Source organism: Pseudomonas sp. P4_C3, assembly GCF_056402075.1.
The window spans coordinates 1-18,082 of record NZ_JBFUIC010000091.1 but is presented as its reverse complement, the minus strand read 5'-3'; the positions used below and the strand labels follow the sequence as shown (position 1 = coordinate 18,082).

The 18,082-nt window shown below is 60.1% G+C and carries 21 protein-coding genes and 1 other RNA gene; 12 read left to right on the top strand and 10 right to left on the bottom strand.

Translation table 11 applies throughout. The features are described from left to right. Positions 1–38: 38 nt before the first annotated feature. The gene (gene pepP / locus AC1DVH_RS16215) at positions 39–1,373 is read right to left on the bottom strand and encodes a Xaa-Pro aminopeptidase (protein WP_477754660.1); all 1,335 of its coding nucleotides are present in this window, start codon (positions 1,371–1,373) and stop codon (positions 39–41) included. A gap of 26 nt (positions 1,374–1,399) precedes the next feature. Then, on the bottom strand, positions 1,400–1,954 hold the full coding sequence (locus AC1DVH_RS16210; protein ID WP_477754659.1) for a YecA/YgfB family protein: 555 nt from the start codon (positions 1,952–1,954) through the stop codon (positions 1,400–1,402). Between the two features lie 240 nt (positions 1,955–2,194). Between AC1DVH_RS16210 and AC1DVH_RS16205 the strand changes: the two genes are divergently transcribed. From AC1DVH_RS16205 to AC1DVH_RS16190, 4 genes are all read left to right on the top strand, one after another. Continuing rightward, positions 2,195–2,404 carry a TIGR02449 family protein gene (locus AC1DVH_RS16205; RefSeq protein ID WP_007982902.1) on the top strand — a complete coding sequence of 70 codons (210 nt, stop codon included), beginning with the start codon at positions 2,195–2,197 and terminating at the stop codon, positions 2,402–2,404. Next, positions 2,401–2,718, top strand: a complete 318-nt coding sequence (locus AC1DVH_RS16200) for a cell division protein ZapA (RefSeq protein ID WP_477754658.1) — start codon at positions 2,401–2,403, stop codon at positions 2,716–2,718. The genes AC1DVH_RS16205 and AC1DVH_RS16200 overlap by 4 nt, the downstream gene beginning before the upstream one ends. 30 nt (positions 2,719–2,748) lie before the next feature. Continuing rightward, positions 2,749–2,927, top strand: a non-coding RNA gene (ssrS, locus tag AC1DVH_RS16195) — 6S RNA. Positions 2,928–3,013: 86 nt separating this feature from the next. Next, complete coding sequence (locus tag AC1DVH_RS16190) at positions 3,014–3,619, top strand: 5-formyltetrahydrofolate cyclo-ligase (protein WP_477754657.1); 606 nt, start codon at positions 3,014–3,016, stop codon at positions 3,617–3,619. Positions 3,620–3,654: 35 nt separating this feature from the next. Here AC1DVH_RS16190 and AC1DVH_RS16185 read toward each other — a convergent pair whose 3' ends face one another. Beyond that, the gene (locus AC1DVH_RS16185; RefSeq protein WP_007978897.1) at positions 3,655–3,810 is read right to left on the bottom strand and encodes a hypothetical protein; all 156 of its coding nucleotides are present in this window, start codon (positions 3,808–3,810) and stop codon (positions 3,655–3,657) included. 195 nt (positions 3,811–4,005) lie between these two features. Here AC1DVH_RS16185 and AC1DVH_RS16180 point away from each other — a divergent pair, with 195 nt between their 5' ends. Further along, on the top strand, positions 4,006–4,458 hold the full coding sequence (locus tag AC1DVH_RS16180) for an EVE domain-containing protein (RefSeq protein ID WP_477754656.1): 453 nt from the start codon (positions 4,006–4,008) through the stop codon (positions 4,456–4,458). 156 nt (positions 4,459–4,614) lie between these two features. On the opposite strand, the gene AC1DVH_RS16175 is transcribed toward AC1DVH_RS16180, so the two are convergent. Further along, entirely contained in the window at positions 4,615–5,022 is a 408-nt protein-coding gene (locus AC1DVH_RS16175; protein ID WP_477754655.1) for a flagellar basal body-associated protein FliL, read from the bottom strand. 150 nt (positions 5,023–5,172) lie between these two features. Here AC1DVH_RS16175 and AC1DVH_RS16170 point away from each other — a divergent pair, with 150 nt between their 5' ends. Continuing rightward, positions 5,173–6,150, top strand: coding sequence for an NADPH:quinone oxidoreductase family protein (locus tag AC1DVH_RS16170; RefSeq protein ID WP_477754654.1), 978 nt, complete (start codon positions 5,173–5,175; stop codon positions 6,148–6,150). A 123-nt stretch (positions 6,151–6,273) separates the two neighbouring features. On the opposite strand, the gene AC1DVH_RS16165 is transcribed toward AC1DVH_RS16170, so the two are convergent. Next, positions 6,274–6,942: a gamma-glutamylcyclotransferase gene (locus AC1DVH_RS16165; RefSeq protein WP_477754653.1), complete on the bottom strand. Its 669-nt coding sequence runs from the start codon at positions 6,940–6,942 to the stop codon at positions 6,274–6,276. Positions 6,943–7,255: 313 nt separating this feature from the next. Here AC1DVH_RS16165 and AC1DVH_RS16160 point away from each other — a divergent pair, with 313 nt between their 5' ends. Further along, the gene (locus AC1DVH_RS16160; RefSeq protein WP_477754652.1) at positions 7,256–7,732 is read left to right on the top strand and encodes a sn-glycerol-3-phosphate transporter; all 477 of its coding nucleotides are present in this window, start codon (positions 7,256–7,258) and stop codon (positions 7,730–7,732) included. Between the two features lie 12 nt (positions 7,733–7,744). Here AC1DVH_RS16160 and AC1DVH_RS16155 read toward each other — a convergent pair whose 3' ends face one another. The 5 genes from AC1DVH_RS16155 to AC1DVH_RS16135 form a co-directional block, all read right to left on the bottom strand. Further along, positions 7,745–8,713, bottom strand: a complete 969-nt coding sequence (locus AC1DVH_RS16155; RefSeq protein ID WP_477754651.1) for a CDP-6-deoxy-delta-3,4-glucoseen reductase — start codon at positions 8,711–8,713, stop codon at positions 7,745–7,747. Beyond that, positions 8,713–10,179 (bottom strand): 4-hydroxy-3-polyprenylbenzoate decarboxylase, encoded by a 1,467-nt coding sequence (gene ubiD / locus AC1DVH_RS16150; protein ID WP_108217171.1) that lies wholly within the window; start codon positions 10,177–10,179, stop codon positions 8,713–8,715. Before ubiD ends, AC1DVH_RS16155 begins: the two co-directional genes overlap by 1 nt. Positions 10,180–10,319: 140 nt before the next feature. Then, positions 10,320–11,579, bottom strand: a complete 1,260-nt coding sequence (rho, locus tag AC1DVH_RS16145; protein ID WP_477754650.1) for a transcription termination factor Rho — start codon at positions 11,577–11,579, stop codon at positions 10,320–10,322. Positions 11,580–11,826: 247 nt separating this feature from the next. Continuing rightward, positions 11,827–12,156: a thioredoxin TrxA gene (gene trxA, locus AC1DVH_RS16140; RefSeq protein ID WP_003206727.1), complete on the bottom strand. Its 330-nt coding sequence runs from the start codon at positions 12,154–12,156 to the stop codon at positions 11,827–11,829. Between the two features lie 121 nt (positions 12,157–12,277). After that, positions 12,278–12,985: a FadR/GntR family transcriptional regulator gene (locus AC1DVH_RS16135; protein WP_477754649.1), complete on the bottom strand. Its 708-nt coding sequence runs from the start codon at positions 12,983–12,985 to the stop codon at positions 12,278–12,280. A gap of 256 nt (positions 12,986–13,241) precedes the next feature. On the opposite strand from AC1DVH_RS16135, the gene AC1DVH_RS16130 reads away from it, so the two are divergent. The 5 genes from AC1DVH_RS16130 (at position 13,242) to ppx (ending at position 17,807) form a co-directional block, all read left to right on the top strand. Further along, the gene (locus AC1DVH_RS16130; protein WP_477754648.1) at positions 13,242–14,027 is read left to right on the top strand and encodes a transporter substrate-binding domain-containing protein; all 786 of its coding nucleotides are present in this window, start codon (positions 13,242–13,244) and stop codon (positions 14,025–14,027) included. A 22-nt stretch (positions 14,028–14,049) separates the two neighbouring features. Beyond that, positions 14,050–14,718 carry an amino acid ABC transporter permease gene (locus tag AC1DVH_RS16125; RefSeq protein WP_477754647.1) on the top strand — a complete coding sequence of 223 codons (669 nt, stop codon included), beginning with the start codon at positions 14,050–14,052 and terminating at the stop codon, positions 14,716–14,718. Further along, positions 14,715–15,365: an amino acid ABC transporter permease gene (locus tag AC1DVH_RS16120; RefSeq protein ID WP_477754646.1), complete on the top strand. Its 651-nt coding sequence runs from the start codon at positions 14,715–14,717 to the stop codon at positions 15,363–15,365. The genes AC1DVH_RS16125 and AC1DVH_RS16120 overlap by 4 nt, the downstream gene beginning before the upstream one ends. Next, positions 15,352–16,089: an amino acid ABC transporter ATP-binding protein gene (locus tag AC1DVH_RS16115; protein WP_477754645.1), complete on the top strand. Its 738-nt coding sequence runs from the start codon at positions 15,352–15,354 to the stop codon at positions 16,087–16,089. The genes AC1DVH_RS16120 and AC1DVH_RS16115 overlap by 14 nt, the downstream gene beginning before the upstream one ends. A 215-nt stretch (positions 16,090–16,304) precedes the next feature. Beyond that, positions 16,305–17,807 (top strand): exopolyphosphatase, encoded by a 1,503-nt coding sequence (gene ppx / locus AC1DVH_RS16110; protein ID WP_477754644.1) that lies wholly within the window; start codon positions 16,305–16,307, stop codon positions 17,805–17,807. Positions 17,808–18,082: the final 275 nt, after the last annotated feature.

Genomic DNA, 18,082 nt, shown 5'->3' with positions numbered 1-18,082 from the left:
GACCAGCCCGCCACCGATAATTGCCAGATTGACTCGACTCATGCCGTTTGTGTCCGCGCGGCGGCCATCAGGGCCTCGATCTCGGCGACCGTTCTCGGCACGCCGCCCGTCAATATTTCACAACCGGTTTTGGTGACCACTACGTCGTCCTCGATGCGCACGCCAATGCCGCGCCATTTCTTCGCCACGCTCTGGTTGTCCGCAGCGATATAGATCCCCGGCTCCACGGTCAGCGCCATGCCGACTTCCAGCACGCGCCATTCGCCGCCGACCTTGTATTCGCCGACGTCATGTACATCCAGACCCAGCCAGTGGCCGGCGCGGTGCATGTAAAACGCTTTGTAGGCTTCGCTGGCAATCAGTTCGTCGACGTCGCCCCGGAGCAGTCCCAGCTTGACCAGCCCGGCCGTGATGACCCGGACCGTGGCTTCATGCGCCTGATTCCAGTGTTTGTTCGGGGCGATTTCGGCAAAGGCAGCCTCTTGGGAAGCCAGCACCAATTCGTAAATCGCTTTCTGTTCCGCTGAATACTTGCCGCTGACCGGAAAGGTCCGGGTGATGTCGCTGGCGTAGCAGTCGATCTCGCAACCGGCGTCGATCAGCACCAGATCCCCGTCCTTGAGCACTGCGTCATTCTGCTGGTAATGCAGGATGCAACTGTTGCGCCCCGCCGCGACGATCGACCCGTAGGCCGGCATCTTCGCCCCGCCCTTGCGGAATTCGTAATCGAGCTCGGCTTCCAGGCTGAATTCGTGCAACCCGGCGCGACAGGCCTGCATTGCCCGCACGTGCGCCCGGGCGGAAATCCGCGCCGCCTCGCGCATCACTTTCACTTCTGCCGCCGATTTATACAGGCGCATGTCGTGCAGCAGATGATCCAGGGCAACGAATTCGTTCGGCGGCTGGGCACCGAGGTTGGCCTTGGAGCGGATCACGTTGATCCACTCCATCAGGTGGCGGTCGAATTCGGGGTTGCTGCCCATGGCCGAATACACCCGGTCACGGCCCTCGATCAGGCCCGGCAGGATGTCGTCGATATCGGTGATCGGAAAGGCGTCGTCGGCGCCGAAGTCGCGAATCGCGCCTTCTTGCCCGGCACGCAGGCCATCCCACAACTCACGCTCGGCGTTGCGCTCGCGGCAGAACAGAATGTATTCGCCATGCACTCGCCCCGGCATCAACACCAGTACGGCCTGGGGCTCGGGAAAACCGCTGAGGTACTGGAAGTCGCTGTCCTGGCGGTAGACGTGCTCGACGTCGCGGTTGCGAATGGCCACCGCGGCGGCGGGCAGGATGGCGATGCTGTTGGGTTCCATCTGCGCCATCAGGGCCTTGCGGCGACGGCTGTATTCCGATTTCGGGATGTGGATCATGGGCAGATGGCGTTCCCTGGCAACGATTAGTGCAGCGACGGTTTGGCGGCCGGCATGTCTTTTTTGGTCTCGGAGAACAGCAGCAACGGCGCGACGCGCAGGTACTCCATGACTTCCATATAGTCGGTTTCGCCGTCTTCGGACTCTTCCAGCGCGTCTTGCACCTGGGAAATGGCGGCCAGATCCTGCAGCACTTCGGTGGCCTCGGTGCTCAGTGCGCTGCTGTCACGGCAGTTCAGGCCGAAGCCGCTGAGGAAGCCCTGGCACCATTGGCCCAGTGCGGCGGCACGCTCGATGAGCGGAGCGTCGTCAGTTGGCAGCAACAGAACGACCGTCACGTCATCACCAGTGAGCTCGCCTTCAACCATCTCTTGCAGGCCGATCAGGGCACTGCGAACGTTGGCTTGAGGCTCGCTTTCGAGCAGTTCGGCGGCGTCGATCAGCCAGCCTTCGGCATCGAAACCGGCACCGGCGCAACTGCGACCGAGCAGCAGGCCGTGCAGTTCGGCAGGCGAGACGTTGTGACCGCTGGAAGTCAGCAGGGTGGCGAAGGCTTGGTACGGGGAATTCTGAATGGTCATGGGTAGCTAGGCGCCAGACGGCGCTATGTCTAGAATGAAGGCCTTGTATCCTACATCGACTACCCCTGTAGGAGCGAGCTTGTTCCGGGCGGCGTTCCGACGATGGTCGTCAACGATAACGCTGGGTACCTGACACTCCGCGGCGTTCTCAAGTTCATCGTCGGAACGCCGCCCGGAACAAGCTCGCTCCTACAGGGGTCCGCCCGCTACCTCCGGTCAGACACGAACTCAGTGGACACAATGGAAGACACCGATCTGCAAGCGCTGATGGCCAGACTCGAACTACTGATTACCCGAGTCGAGCAACTTAAGAGTCAAAACGGACTCTTACTAGCTCAGGAAAAGACCTGGCGCGAGGAACGCGCGCACCTCATTGAAAAAAACGAAATCGCCCGGCGTAAGGTCGAATCGATGATTTCGCGCCTCAAGGCCCTGGAGCAAGACTCATGAGTTCAAGCAATAGCGTCACCGTGCAGATCCTCGACAAAGAGTATTCGATCATCTGCCCTCAGGAAGAGCGCAGTAATCTGATCAGCGCCGCCCGTTATCTGGACGGCAAGATGCGCGAGATCCGCAGCAGCGGCAAAGTCATCGGCGCTGACCGTATCGCCGTGATGGCAGCGCTGAACATCACCCACGACCTGCTGCACAAGGAAGATCGCCCGGATATCCAGGCCAGCGGTTCGACCCGCGAACAGGTGCGCGACCTGCTCGATCGCGTCGATCTGGCGCTTGCCACCGATCCGGACGTCACCAAAGGCTGATTCGCGCCACCACTTGCGGTATAATCCCCTCACTCCCTGGGGTGCTTGCCAGTTGGCGATGTCCCTGAGCCGATTTGCTATACCCTGGAGGTTGCACGTTGGGCTGGTGTGCATGTCCGCTAGACGGAAAGCCTTAAAGCCTACTGCATCTTCCACCTTGAACTTTCGGGTTCAAGGGCTAAGTCGACAGCGGCACATTCGGGGAGCCTGATTTCAGTCCAATGCCGGTTTTGATACCGGCATTGGCGTTTTTACGGGTACGCTCCACGTATCCGCATTGTTGAAGCCCGAATACATGACCGAACCTGCGCTGCTCCCCCGCCCGCAACTTCGACGCATGCTGCGCAAGGCCCGCCGCGCACTGACACCCAGTCAGCAGCGCCAGGCCGCTCGCGGGCTGTACAAGCAATTGGCCCAGCAACCGCTGTTCCGCCGCGCCAGACACATCTCGCTCTACCTGCCCACCGACGGTGAAATCGATCCGCGCCTGTTGCTGCGCGCCGCGCAGCGCCGGGGCAAAGCCACCTATCTACCGGTGCTGAGCGCCTGGCCGCGAACCAAAATGGTGTTCCAGCGCATCCGTCCCGGGGAAAAACTCAAACCCAACCGCTTCCGCATTCTCGAACCACGGGCCAACCTCGCCCGGCAACGCAAGATCTGGGCGCTGGACCTGGTGCTGTTGCCATTGGTGGGGTTTGACGATGTCGGCGGACGTCTGGGAATGGGCGGCGGCTTCTACGATCGGAGCCTGGCCTACCTGGCGCGACGAAATGACTGGCGCAAGCCGACGCTGTTGGGGCTGGCCCATGAATGTCAGAAGGTGGGGCGATTGGCTCAGGCAAGCTGGGATGTGCCGCTGCAAGGAACGGTGACGGACAAGGCCTGGTATTACGCAGGCTAGGCGCCACTTCGATCAGCGGCGCCGAGGCAACAGGATCAGCGCTTGAAGGCGGTCGACTGTTGCTGCAATTGGGCGAGCTCGACTGGTGCATCGGTCTTGCTGGCCCACAGGCTTTGGGCATAGCCAGTGGTCACGACGCCAAGGCCAAACAAAATGACCAAAATCCATAGTAAATCCGGTTTGCGTTTCATCGATTACCCCCCAAAGGCATATCTACACGATGACAGCAGCGGTTTCCGTTTATAGGCCGTGCAGCAGCGTCAAGCTTTAAAGGCCGGCATTTTGCGACAACGTGAACCGCTGCGCAAATGCTGACGTCAACCGACTGTCGGTTTGTCATAAAATCGCCGACAAGCGGCTCAATCACCTCGCAAGGAGCAAAAGACATGGCCTATTGGCTGATGAAATCCGAGCCCGACGAACTCTCGATAAAAGGACTGGAAAAGCTCGGAAAAGCGCGCTGGGACGGAGTTCGCAACTATCAGGCACGCAATTTCCTGCGGGCCATGGCAGTGGGGGACGAGTTCTTTTTCTACCATTCCAGCTGCCCTGAGCCGGGCATCGCCGGAATCGGCAAAATTGTCGAAGCCGCGTATTCGGACCCGACGGCACTGGAGCCGGAGAGCCATTATTTTGACCCGAAGGCCACCCCGGACAAAAATGCCTGGAGCGCGATCGATGTCGCGCATGTCGAGACGTTTGTCCGGGTGTTGAAGCTGGATTACCTGAAGCAGCAGACGGCGCTGGCCGAGTTGCCGCTGGTGCAGAAAGGCTCGCGGCTTTCGGTGATGCCGGTGACGCCGGAGCAATGGGCGGCGGTGATTGCCTTAAAGCCTTGAGTCATTTATCGCCTGGACTGGCCTCATCGCGAGCAAGCTCGCTCCCACAGGATTCTGCAGTGGACATGTAATTGTGCTGCAACACAAATCCAATGTGGGAGCGAGCTTGCTCCGGGCGGCGTTCCGACGATGACGCCAGCTCACGCAATAGAAGACTTACTGAATGATGAGGTTATTGAACAACAAATCCTCAACCACCGGCTTACCGGTTTCATCATTCATGATCTGCCGGGTCTGTTTCAAGGCTTCCTGACGCAGCTTTTCCTTGGCCTCGACGTTGTTCATCGTCTCGGTAGTCTGCTGGGCGAACAGCGCGACCAATTGATTGCGGATCAAAGGTTCATTGGCCTTCACCGCTTTGGCCGCCTCGTCACCGGTCACCCGCAACGCCACATCGGCCTTGTAGACCTTCAGTTTCGGCGTGCCGTCCAGCCCGTAGTTACCCACGAACGGCGGGCTCAGGGTGATGTAACTGACCTTCGGAGCTGTATCCTCTTTGGCTTCTTCGGCCACCGCTGTCACAGGCAGAGACAGGGCCAGCATCAACATGATCCACGCTTTCAAAATTCGCTCCTTATCCGGTTTGCGGCCTAGCATAACGACCCGTCACGCCAGCACAAGCTTATGGCTGACTATCAGGGCCAGGCATGCTCGTTGACCCATCAACTCACACACCTACACTTATCGGCCATCACTTCCAAAGGAATAGCCCTGATGAAAGCCGTGCTGTGCAAAGCCTTCGGCCCTGCCGAATCGCTGGTGCTGGAAGACGTCGCCAGTCCTGTCGCGAAGAAGAATGAAATCCTGCTGGACGTGCACGCCGCCGGGGTCAACTTCCCCGACACGTTGATCATCGAGGGCAAATACCAGTTCAAGCCGCCCTTCCCGTTCTCTCCCGGTGGCGAAGCGTCCGGTGTGGTCAGCGCTGTGGGCGAAAAGGTCAGCCACTTGAAAGTCGGTGACCGGGTCATGGCCCTGACCGGCTGGGGCAGCTTTGCCGAACAGGTCGCCGTGCCGGGCTACAACGTGTTGCCGATCCCGCCGTCCATGGACTTCAACACCGCCGCCGCCTTCAGCATGACCTACGGCACCTCGATGCATGCCCTGAAGCAGCGCGGCAACCTGCAACAGGGCGAAACCCTGCTGGTGCTTGGTGCCTCCGGCGGTGTCGGCCTGGCGGCGGTGGAAATCGGCAAAGCCATGGGCGCCCGGGTGATCGCCGCAGCCAGCAGCGCAGAGAAACTCGCCGTGGCCAAGGCCGCCGGCGCCGACGAACTGATCAACTACAGCGAAACCAGCCTGAAGGACGAAATCAAGCGCCTGACCGATGGCCAGGGCGCTGACGTGATCTACGATCCGGTGGGCGGTGACCTGTTCGACCAGGCCATCCGTGCCATCGCCTGGAACGGCCGCCTGCTGGTGGTCGGCTTCGCCAGCGGGCGCATTCCCGAATTGCCGGTGAACCTCGCGCTGCTCAAAGGCGCAGCGGTACTCGGTGTGTTCTGGGGCTCCTTCGCCCAACGTCAGCCACAGGACAACGCCGCGAACTTCCAGCAACTGTTTGGCTGGTTTGCCGAAGGCAAATTGAAGCCGCTGGTGTCACAGGTTTATCCGCTGGACAATGCGGCGCAGGCCATCAATGATCTTGGTCAGCGCAAGGCTGTCGGGAAGGTTGTTGTGCAGGTTCGCTGAGCCGAGGCAAGCGATCTGAACTTCGAAAGACGCCGTTCAGATCGCTTTTCATTGGCGCGTGGACCCAAGCACCTTGCGAAGATACTCAGGCAAAAAGCTCATGTGTTACGAACCAGTCGCCAGTCAGGGCAGCGTGGCATTCGTCCAGGCGGACTTTGATTTACAGCGCTTGAGCCGCGCCTCCAGATTCCGGTCTGGCATGGCGTGGCTGCGCAGGGCATGCGCGGTCTGCTCGACATAATCGCGAGTGGTGCCGTAGCGCCCGCAGGCGTTTTCGAACACATGGCTCAGCACATGGTCCGGCAGGTTGCCGGCATAGCTGGGCAGGTGTCGCTCCAGCACAAAGCCCAATGCCTGTACCTGGCTGCCATCTTCGAGACGGCAGTTGAGCCAGTGCGGGCGGTAGGAAGGGAATGGCATCTCGCGCTGCCAAAGTGCGTACAGCGACGCTTCGAGTTGCTCTTCGGGCAAGCGATAGGCGAAACCGCTGCAAGAGCCACCGCGATCCAGGCCAAACACCAGGCCGGGCATTTCCGGGGTGCCACGATGTTCGTGGGACCACAGGTACAACCCGCGATGATAGCCATGCACCCGGCCGCGAACCCGCTCAACCGCTGTGCATTCAGGGCGCCAGATCAGCGAACCATACGCAAACAACCAGACCGGCCCGCCCTTGTGGCGCGCCATGGTCGATTGCATCGAGCTGAGCAGTTGTTCGTGAGTGAGTTGCGGCCCCAGATCGAGCCGCGGAGGGTAAGCCAGATTCAAAAAAGCAGATTCAATGGCGCTCATGGCAACAGTTGTTCGGCCCCGCAAGCATTACAAAATGTAAACACTATTAATGTAATAGAACATATAGCAGTAAAGGTAAAACGAAAAGTGATAAAGGACGTTTGCCTGACTGTTTATATACCCTAATGTCATTCTGCAAATATCTTAAATACCAGAATGAAATATGCATAAGCATTGAGTCCTTCCGGGAATAAAGCCGCTTATCAGAAACGTCCTACTCCCCCTTCAGATTTGCCGCCTTCTGGCCTCCATCGGGCGTCGCGTATAACGGCCACACAGGCGCAAGCCAGACTGCCTTCACAGGGGGCCGCCGATGAAAAAACCATGGTTTTACGCAGTGCTATTGATGGTCTTGGCGCCATTGGCGCTGGCACAGCATGCAAGCTCAAAGGACACCGGCTCCTGGTATTTGCAGACCAGTGTTTATACGAAGCACTATTCGCCCGACCCCAGGCACAACAACAATCAGGATCTTATTGGTCTTGAACGTATCGACGCGTCCGACTGGCTGTTTGGCGCTGCCACTTTTCGCAATTCGTACAGTCAGCGCTCACATTATGTCTACGCGGGTAAACGCTACGAAAGCGCCTCCTATCCCGTGTATATCAAATTCACGGGCGGCCTGCTGGAAGGCTACCGTGGCAAACATAAGGACAAGATCCCCCTGAATCGCTTCGGGGTCGCACCGGTGATCATCCCCTCACTGGGCACACATTACGGTCCGGTGGCAGCCGAGCTGGTGTTGCTCGGCTTCAACGCCGCCATGGTGACCACTGGCGTGCGCTTCTGATCCCACGCTGACCTACGAGCGTGGCGCGTAGGCAAAAACGTCGGCACGCATCTGATGCGCATCCATTCCCGCTTCCACCAGCGCATCCAGCGTGCCGTAGACCATGGCCGGAGAGCCACTGGCGTACACATGCAGCGACTTGAGGTCAGGGAAGTCTTCACAGACCGCTTCATGCAACATGCCGCAACGCCCTTCCCAACCGCATTGATCACTGACGACCTTGTGCAGGAACAGGTTGGGCAGTTTCAGCCATTCGTCCCAATGCTCGACTTGATAAAAGTCTTCTGGGCGACGCACACCCCAATACAGATGCACCGGATGCTTGAAACCCGAGGCCCGGCAATGTTCGATCAGGCCGTGGACCTGGCCCATGCCGGTGCCAGCGGCGATCAGCACGAGAGGACCGTCCGGCAACTCCTCCAGGTGGGTATCGCCAAACGGCAACTCGACCCGCACCATGCTGTTGCGCTGAAGCTGTTCGATCAGGCTCAACGCACTGGATTCGCGCGCCAGTACATGGATTTCCAGGTCGCGCCCAGCATGTGGTGCCGAGGCGAGGGAGAAGGCGGACTTTTCGCCGTTCTCGCGTTCGATCATCAGGTACTGGCCGGCATGGTAGCGCGGCGGTTTACCGGCCGGAGCCCGCAGACGCACGCGCCAGGTGTCGCCGCCCACGTCCTTGCACTCAATGACCTGACACGACACGCTGCGCACCGGCAGTTCTCCCAGCGCGAGCACGCCATCCCACAGCACGATGCAGTCTTCCAGCGGCTCCGCTATGCAAGTGTAGAACTCGCCATGATCACGCACATCGCCGGTCTGTTCGACCCGGCCTTCCACCAGCAGTGCCGCGCACACGTGGCAATTGCCGTTGCGGCAGCTTTGCGGGCATTCGTAGCCCAAACGTCGTGCGCCATCGAGAATCCGCTCACCGGGCAATATCTCAAGCACTGCTCCGGAGGGCTGCAAGGTTACACGCATCAATCTATTCCTAACTGATTCCAGATGGCATCGATCCGCTGGGTCACGGCATCGTCCTTGACGATGACTCGGCCCCACTCGCGGGTGGTTTCGCCCGGCCATTTATGCGTGGCATCGAGGCCCATTTTCGACCCCAGGCCGGACACCGGCGAGGCAAAGTCGAGATAGTCGATCGGCGTGTTGTCGATCATCACCGTGTCGCGCTTGGGGTCCATGCGCGTGGTGATGGCCCAGATCACGTCGTTCCAGTCCCGGGCGTTGATATCGTCGTCGGTGACGATAACGAACTTGGTGTACATGAACTGTCGCAAAAACGACCAGACACCCAGCATTACCCGCTTGGCGTGGCCCGGATACGACTTCTTCATGGTCACGATGGCCATGCGGTACGAGCAGCCTTCGGGCGGCAAGTAGAAATCGGTGATCTCCGGGAACTGCTTCTGCAGGATCGGCACGAACACTTCGTTCAGCGCAACGCCGAGAATCGCCGGCTCATCCGGTGGACGGCCGGTGTAGGTGCTGTGGTAGATCGGTTTGATCCGGTGGGTGATGCGCTCGACAGTGAATACCGGGAAGCTGTCGACTTCGTTGTAGTAACCGGTGTGGTCACCGTACGGGCCTTCATCGGCCATTTCGCCTGGATGGATCACGCCTTCGAGGATGATCTCGGCGGTGGCCGGCACTTGCAGGTCATTGCCGCGGCATTTCACCAGCTCGGTGCGGTTGCCGCGCAACAGGCCGGCGAAAGCGTATTCGGAAAGGCTGTCGGGCACCGGGGTCACGGCGCCGAGGATGGTCGCCGGGTCCGCGCCCAATGCCACGGAAACCGGGAACGGCTGGCCGGGATGCTTCTCGCACCATTCGCGGTAATCCAGCGCGCCGCCACGGTGGCTCAGCCAGCGCATGATGACCTTGTTGCGACCGATCACTTGCTGACGATAGATGCCGAGGTTCTGGCGATCCTTGTTCGGGCCTTTGGTGACGGTCAGGCCCCAGGTGATCAACGGGCCAACGTCGCCCGGCCAGCAGGTCTGCACCGGCAACATCGCCAGGTCGACGTCGTCGCCTTCGATGACCACTTCCTGGCACACCGCGTCCTTGACGACTTTCGGCGCCATCGAAATGATCTTGCGGAAGATCGGCAGCTTGGACCAGGCATCCTTCAAGCCTTTCGGTGGCTCGGGTTCTTTGAGGAACGCCAGCAGCTTTCCGATTTCGCGCAGTTCGCTGACCGCCTCGGCGCCCATGCCCAGCGCCACGCGCTCGGGGGTGCCAAACAGGTTGCCGAGCACAGGAATGTCATAACCGGTGGGTTTTTCGAATAGCAGGGCCGGGCCTTTGGCGCGCAAAGTGCGGTCACAGACCTCGGTCATTTCGAGCACTGGGGACACCGGAACCTGAATGCGCTTGAGTTCACCGCGCTGTTCCAGCCCGCTGATAAAGTCGCGCAAGTCGCGATACTGCATGCGTAAGCCTCGTGTTGGCCGTGGCGTTCGGGGCAGGCAGTTTAGCGCCGAACCCTTCGGTTCAGAACCACGAACTGCCGCCCGATCAAAAATCGGATAGCAAAAAGCCGGGTTTCCCCGGCTTTTTGTGCCTGCTCGACTTACTTGCGTTTCATCGACAGGAAGAACTCATCGTTGGTMTTGGTCGTCTTCAGCTTGTCGACCAGGAACTCGATGGCAGCCACTTCATCCATCGGGTGCAGCAGCTTGCGCAGAATCCACATGCGCTGCAGCTCGTCGTCGGCGGTCAGCAACTCTTCGCGGCGGGTGCCGGAACGGTTGATGTTGATGGCCGGGAACACGCGTTTTTCAGCGATACGACGATCCAGCGGCAGTTCCATGTTGCCGGTGCCTTTGAATTCTTCGTAGATCACTTCGTCCATCTTCGAGCCGGTTTCTACCAGCGCGGTAGCGATGATGGTCAGCGAGCCGCCTTCTTCGATGTTCCGCGCAGCGCCGAAGAAACGCTTCGGTTTCTCCAGGGCGTGGGCATCGACACCACCGGTCAGTACCTTGCCGGAGCTCGGGATCACGGTGTTGTAGGCGCGAGCCAGACGGGTAATGGAGTCGAGCAGGATCACCACGTCTTTCTTGTGCTCGACCAGGCGCTTGGCCTTCTCGATCACCATTTCGGCAACCTGCACGTGGCGGGTTGGCGGCTCGTCGAACGTCGAGGCAACCACTTCGCCGCGCACGGTGCGCTGCATTTCGGTCACTTCTTCCGGACGTTCGTCGATCAGCAATACGATCAGATGAACTTCAGGATTGTTACGAGCGATGTTTGCCGCGATGTTCTGCAGCATGATCGTCTTGCCGGCTTTCGGCGGTGCAACGATCAGGCCGCGCTGGCCTTTACCGATCGGGGCGCACAGGTCGATGACACGACCGGTCAAGTCTTCGGTGGAACCGTTGCCGGCTTCCATCTTCATGCGCACGGTCGGGAACAGCGGGGTCAGGTTCTCGAAGAGAATCTTGTTTTTCGCGTTCTCGGGACGATCGTAGTTGATCGTGTCGACCTTGAGCAGCGCGAAATAACGCTCGCCTTCCTTTGGAGGACGGATCTTGCCAACGATGGTGTCACCGGTGCGCAAGTTGAAACGACGGATCTGGCTCGGCGAGACATAGATATCGTCTGGACCTGCGAGATAGGAAGCGTCAGCGGAGCGCAGGAAGCCGAAGCCGTCCTGGAGAATCTCCAGCACGCCATCACCGGAGATTTCCTCACCGCTTTTCGCGTGCTTCTTGAGCAGGGAGAAAATCACGTCCTGCTTGCGCGAACGGGCCATATTTTCTATGCCCATCTGTTCGGCCAATTCGAGCAGTTCGGTAATCGGCTTTTGCTTGAGTTCAGTCAGATTCATATAGGAATGACGTAATCATTTATGGAGGGGGGAAATTAAGCTTTTGGCTTAATGAGGCCGCGCCGCAGAGAAGGCGACAGGATCGCGTACTTATTCGAAAAGGAGTGCGTCGGCGACGGCTAGCAGGGGGCAATGGAGAAACCAGTGCGGGGCCGAATGTACCACCTGAGTTTAGGAGCGTCTAGCCCTGAATACGCAAAAAGCCCCGCTATTTGCGGGGCTTTTTCAGGAAACTTTACAGCGACGCTTAGATGTTGGCGTCGAGGAAAGCAGCCAGTTGCGACTTCGACAGTGCGCCGACCTTGGTCGCTTCAACGTTGCCGTTCTTGAACAGCATCAGGGTCGGGATACCGCGCACGCCATGCTTGGCCGGGGTTTCCTGGTTTTCGTCGATGTTCAGCTTGGCAACGGTCAGCTTGCCTTTGTAGGTCTCGGCAATTTCGTCCAGAACAGGAGCGATCATTTTGCAAGGGCCGCACCACTCAGCCCAGTAATCGACCAGTACAGCGCCTTCAGCCTTGAGTACGTCGGCCTCGAAGCTAGCGTCGCTAACGTGTTTGATAAGATCGCTGCTCATGGAATTCTCCAGGGTTGTAAGCAAAAAAACGTGGCCCATCATAGCTGCCCTTCCCTCGTTCAGGAAGGTGCAGTTGATTGAGTCTCGCTATGGTGTTCCATGAGTTTGGGTATAGCCCAGGTCACGCCGTGGCGGGAGCGACGAAGGCGATTCCGGTGCGCAACGCCGCGTTACGCACATGCTCGTGCATGGCTTTCTGCGCGGCGCCAGAGACTCGGCGAGCCAGCGCGCGAAGGATCTTGCGGTGTTCCTGCCAGGTTTCCATGGCCCGCTCGGCCCGGATGAACGGTAGCTTCTGGCTCTCCAGGAAGATGTCGGCGCTGGCAGTCAGGATGCTCAGCATCGCCTGATTGCCGCTGGCCAGCAGGATGCGGCGGTGGAATTCGAAGTCCAGGCGCGCCGCCGCTTCGAAATCGGCGGCTTTCAGTTCGTTGCGCATGGCGGCGACATTGTCTTCCAGTGCATCGAGTTCATCGGTGCTCAAGGTCACGGCCGCCAGCCCCGCGGCAAACCCCTCCAGCGCATAGCGCAACTGGAAGATATCCAGCGGCGAAGCCTGCGCCGCGAACGGCCAGCCTGGCGCTGCCTCGCCTCGCGGCAGCTCCACCGGCGCCTGCACGAACACGCCTTTGCCCGGCTGGATGCTGATCACGCCCAGCGCACTCAACGATGACAACGCCTCGCGCAACGACGCCCGACTAACCCCCAATTGCACCGCCAGTTCCCGTTGCGAGGGCAAGGCATCCCCCGGCCCGAAGCCCTGCTCGGTAATCAGTTTGCGGATGGCTTGCAACGCCACTTCAGGTACGGCACGGGAGATCGAATTCATGGTTTTCCAGACGAACCAGGCCAATGTGCGCTCAGTTGTAAAGCTATTCGCGACGCCCGGCAAGTCGTGCCCCATGGGGGTTCGGTGATTTTCACGGCTGCGCCATCGGGGTGCGAAACGCAACCTGACTGTTCAGACCAGTAAGACCGTGCGACGCCAGCAAAACCGCGCCCTGGCGCCCTCAAAACCCCATGTTGGCATGGCCCATGCTCTGTCGATCCGCAGAAATCACTTCTTGCCGATTCGGAGATTTGCCATGACCCAGCGTTACAGCGCCCTCCTTGCTGCCCTGTTTGCCAGCCTGATGCTGAGCCAGGCACCCGCCCACGCCGACGGTCTGGACGATGTGGTCAAGCGCGGAGTCCTCAAGGTCGCCGTGCCCCAGGACTTCCCGCCGTTCGGCTCGGTCGGCCCGGACATGCAACCCCGCGGCCTCGACATCGACACCGCGAAACTGCTGGCCGACCAGCTCAAGGTCAAACTTGAACTGACCCCGGTCAACAGCACCAACCGCATCCCGTTCCTCACCACTGGCAAGGTCGACCTGGTGATCTCCAGCCTCGGCAAGAACCCGGAGCGCGAAAAAGTCATCGACTTCTCCCGCGCCTACGCGCCGTTCTACCTCGCCGTGTTCGGTCCGCCAGACGCCAACATCAAGGGCCTGGACGATCTCAAGGGCAAAACCATCAGCGTCACCCGTGGCGCCATCGAAGACATCGAGCTGACCAAGGTCGCCCCCGAAGGCGTGACCATCAAGCGTTTCGAAGACAACAACTCGACCATTGCCGCCTACCTGGCCGGCCAGGTCGACCTGATCGCCAGCGGCAACGTGGTGATGGTGGCGATCAGCGAGAAGAGCCCGAAACGCGTGCCGGCGCTGAAAGTGAAGCTCAAGGATTCGCCGGTCTACGTCGGCGTTAACAAGAACGAGCCGGCGCTGCTGGACAAGGTCAACCAGATCCTCGTGACCGCCAAGAGCGATGGCGCGCTGGAAAAGAACGCCCTGACCTGGCTGAAAGAACCGCTGCCAGCCGATCTCTGATTCGGCGCGCTGGAGACGTTTTATGGCTTATCAGTTCGATTTCCTGCCGGTGGTGAACAACACCGATCTGTTGCTGCGTGGTGCGTTGTTCACCCTTGAGCTGACCGCCATCGGCGCTGTGCTCGGCGTGGGGCTGGRCATCGTCGGGGCGCTGGTGCGGGCGTGGAACATCCGGCCTTTCGCGGGGGTTTTCGCGGTCTACGTCGAGTTGATCCGCAACACGCCATTTCTGGTGCAGTTATTTTTCATCTTCTTCGGTTTGCCGTCCCTGGGCGTGCAGATTTCCGAATGGCAGGCGGCGGTGCTGGCGATGGTCATCAACCTCGGAGCCTATTCGACCGAGATTATCCGCGCTGGCATCCAGGCGATCCCCCGGGGTCAGTTGGAAGCCGCGGCGGCGTTGGCGATGACACGTTTCGAAGCCTTCCGTCACGTGATGCTGCTGCCGGCGCTGGGTAAGGTCTGGCCAGCCCTGAGCAGCCAGATCATCATCGTGATGCTCGGCTCGGCGGTGTGTTCACAGATTGCCACTGAAGAGCTGAGCTTCGCGGCCAACTTCATTCAATCTCGCAACTTCCGAGCCTTTGAAACCTATGCCCTGACCACGCTGCTCTATCTGTGTATGGCGCTGCTGATCCGCCAATTGCTGAACTGGATCGGGCATCGGTTTATCGCGAGGAACAGCCAATGAGCGATTTCACCTTCTGGGACATCGTGCGCAACCTGCTCACCGGCCTGCAATGGACGCTGGCGCTGTCGCTGGTGGCGTTCATTGGCGGCGGGCTGATTGGCTTGCTGATCATGGTCATGCGCATCTCGGAGAAATCCCTGCCGCGCAGTTTCGCTCGCACTTATATCGAACTGTTCCAGGGCACGCCGCTGTTGATGCAGCTGTTCCTGGTGTTTTTTGGCGTGGCGCTGGCCGGGGTGGAGATTTCGCCGTGGATGGCAGCGGCGATCGCGCTGACGCTGTTCACCAGCGCTTACCTGGCGGAGATCTGGCGCGGTTGCGTCGAGTCGATTCCCAACGGCCAGTGGGAAGCCTCGTCGAGCCTGGCGCTGACCCCGCTGGAACAATTGCGCTATGTGATCCTGCCCCAGGCGTTGCGCATCGCCGTGGCGCCGACCGTGGGTTTCTCGGTGCAAGTGGTCAAAGGCACCGCCGTCACCTCGATCATCGGTTTCACCGAACTGACCAAGACTGGCGGCATGCTCGCCAACGCCACCTTCGAACCCTTCATGGTCTACGGCCTCGTCGCTCTCGGCTATTTCCTGCTCTGTTATCCCTTGTCGCTCAGTGCGCGCTACCTGGAAAGGAGACTGCATGCCTCTGCTTAGAATTTCCGCCCTGCATAAATACTACGGCGATCACCATGTGCTCAAAGGCATCGATCTGAGTGTCGAGGAAGGCCAGGTGGTGGCGATCATCGGCCGTAGCGGTTCGGGCAAATCGACCTTGCTGCGCACCCTCAACGGCCTGGAGTCGATCAACGACGGCGTGATCGAAGTCGACGGCGAATACCTCGACGCCGCCCGCGCCGATCTGCGCAGCCTGCGGCAGAAGGTCGGCATGGTATTCCAGCAGTTCAACCTGTTCCCGCACCTGACCGTGGGTGAGAACGTGATGCTCGCGCCGCAAGTGGTGCAGAAAGTACCGAAAGCCAAGGCCGCCGAGCTGGCGCGACAGATGCTGGAAAGGGTCGGACTGGGGGAAAAGTTCGATGCCTTCCCTGATCGGCTGTCCGGCGGGCAGCAACAGCGGGTAGCGATTGCCCGGGCACTGGCGATGTCGCCGAAGGTTTTGCTATGCGACGAAATCACCTCGGCGCTGGACCCGGAACTGGTCAACGAAGTGCTGAGCGTGGTCCGGCAACTGGCGAAGGAAGGAATGACGCTGATCATGGTCACCCACGAAATGCGCTTCGCCCGGGAGGTTGGGGACAAGTTGGTGTTCATGCACCAGGGCAAGGTGCATGAGGTTGGGGATCCGAAAGCACTGTTCGCCAACCCGCAGACGGCGGAGCTGGCGAATTTCATTGGGACGGTTGAAGCGGCGGGCTGACAGATCTTCAGCGCCAGCTAAGCCGTCATCGTCGGAACGCTGCCCGGACCAAGCTCGCTCCCACATGGGGCCTGCGTCGGTCGCGGGATTAGCGGCAACCTGGAACCCTGTGGGAGCGAGCTTGCTCGCGATTGACCGCGAAGCGGTCACCTTCGCGTTGGCGCCAGCCTTTGATCGTGGCACGATGTCGAGGTTATCGACCGAGACCCCTGACCATGCCGCAATCCCAAGCCAAGAATCTGTCCCTGATCGCCGCAATCGACCTGGGCTCCAACAGCTTTCACATGGTCGTGGCCAAGGCCCAGAACGGCGAGATCCGTATTCTCGAGCGTCTCGGGGAGAAGGTTCAGCTGGCCGCTGGCATCGACGAAGAGCGCCATCTCAACGAAGAATCGATGCAGCGCGGGCTCGACTGCCTCAAGCGCTTCGCCCAACTGATCAGCGGTATGCCCACCGGCGCCGTTCGCATTGTTGGCACCAACGCCTTGCGTGAAGCCCGCAACCGCGCCGAATTCATCCGTCGCGCCGAAGAAATCCTCGGCCACCCGGTGGAAGTCATCTCCGGTCGTGAAGAAGCGCGCCTGATCTACCTCGGCGTGTCCCACACCCTCGCCGATACCCCGGGCAAGCGCCTGGTGGCCGACATCGGCGGCGGCAGTACCGAATTCATCATTGGCCAGCGCTTCGAACCGCTGCTGCGCGAAAGCCTGCAGATGGGTTGCGTCAGCTACACCCAGCGCTATTTCAAGGACGGCAAGATCACCCCGGCCCGTTACGCCCAGGCGTACACGGCGGCGAGGCTGGAGATCATGAGCATCGAGCACGCCTTGCACCGCCTGACCTGGGATGAAGCCATCGGCTCCTCGGGCACCATCCGCGCCATCGGTCTGGCGTTGAAGGCTGGCGGTCACGGCACCGGCGAGGTCAATGCCGAAGGCCTGGCCTGGCTCAAGCGCAAACTGATCAAGCTCGGCGACGTCGAGAAAATCGACTTCGATGGTATCAAGCCGGATCGCCGTGCGATTTTCCCGGCCGGCCTGGCGATCCTCGAAGCGATCTTCGATTCCCTCGAACTGCAACGCATGGATCACTGCGAAGGCGCCCTGCGCGAAGGCGTGCTCTATGACCTGCTGGGCCGCCATCATCACGAAGACGTGCGCGAGCGCACCCTCACTTCGCTGATGGAGCGCTACCACGTCGATCAAGAGCAAGCGGTACGGGTCGAGCGCAAGGCGCTGCATGCGTTCGATCAGGTGGCCGCGGACTGGGATCTGGAAGACGGCGTCTGGCGCGAACTGCTCGGCTGGGCGGCCAAGGTCCATGAAGTGGGCCTGGACATTGCTCACTATCAGTACCACAAGCACGGCGCCTACCTGATCGAGCACTCCGACCTCGCCGGGTTCTCCCGCGAAGACCAATTGATGCTCGCACTACTGGTGCGCGGCCACCGCCGCAATATTCCCAAGGACAAGTTCGCCGATTTCGGCGACGACGGCATCAAGCTGATTCGCCTGTGCGTGCTGCTGCGCTTTGCAATCCTGTTCCACCACATCCGTGGCACCCAGCAAATGCCCCAGGTGGAGCTGAACGCCTATGGCAACAGCCTGGAAGTAGTGTTCCCGGAGAACTGGCTGGACGAAAACCAGCTGACCCAGGCCGACTTCGCCATCGAAGCGGAATGGCTCACTCGCGTCGATATTGTGCTGAACGCACGCTGATTCCCCCCTGTAGGAGCGAGCTTGCTCGCGATGGAGGCTAACGATAACGCGTGTTATCTGGATACGCGTTGCCCTCACGTTTTTCGTCGGAGCGCCGCCCGGAGCAAGCTCGCTCCTACAGGGGACCGCGTTGATACAAAAAAAGGGCGATCCATATGGATCGCCCTTTTTTAGGGTCGCTGCGTTAACGAACAGCCAGTATCGGACTGCCCAAACGCTCCAGTAACGTAGCCTGGGCGCTGCGCGGTTTCTGGTTGCCGGTTGGTTTGTTACTG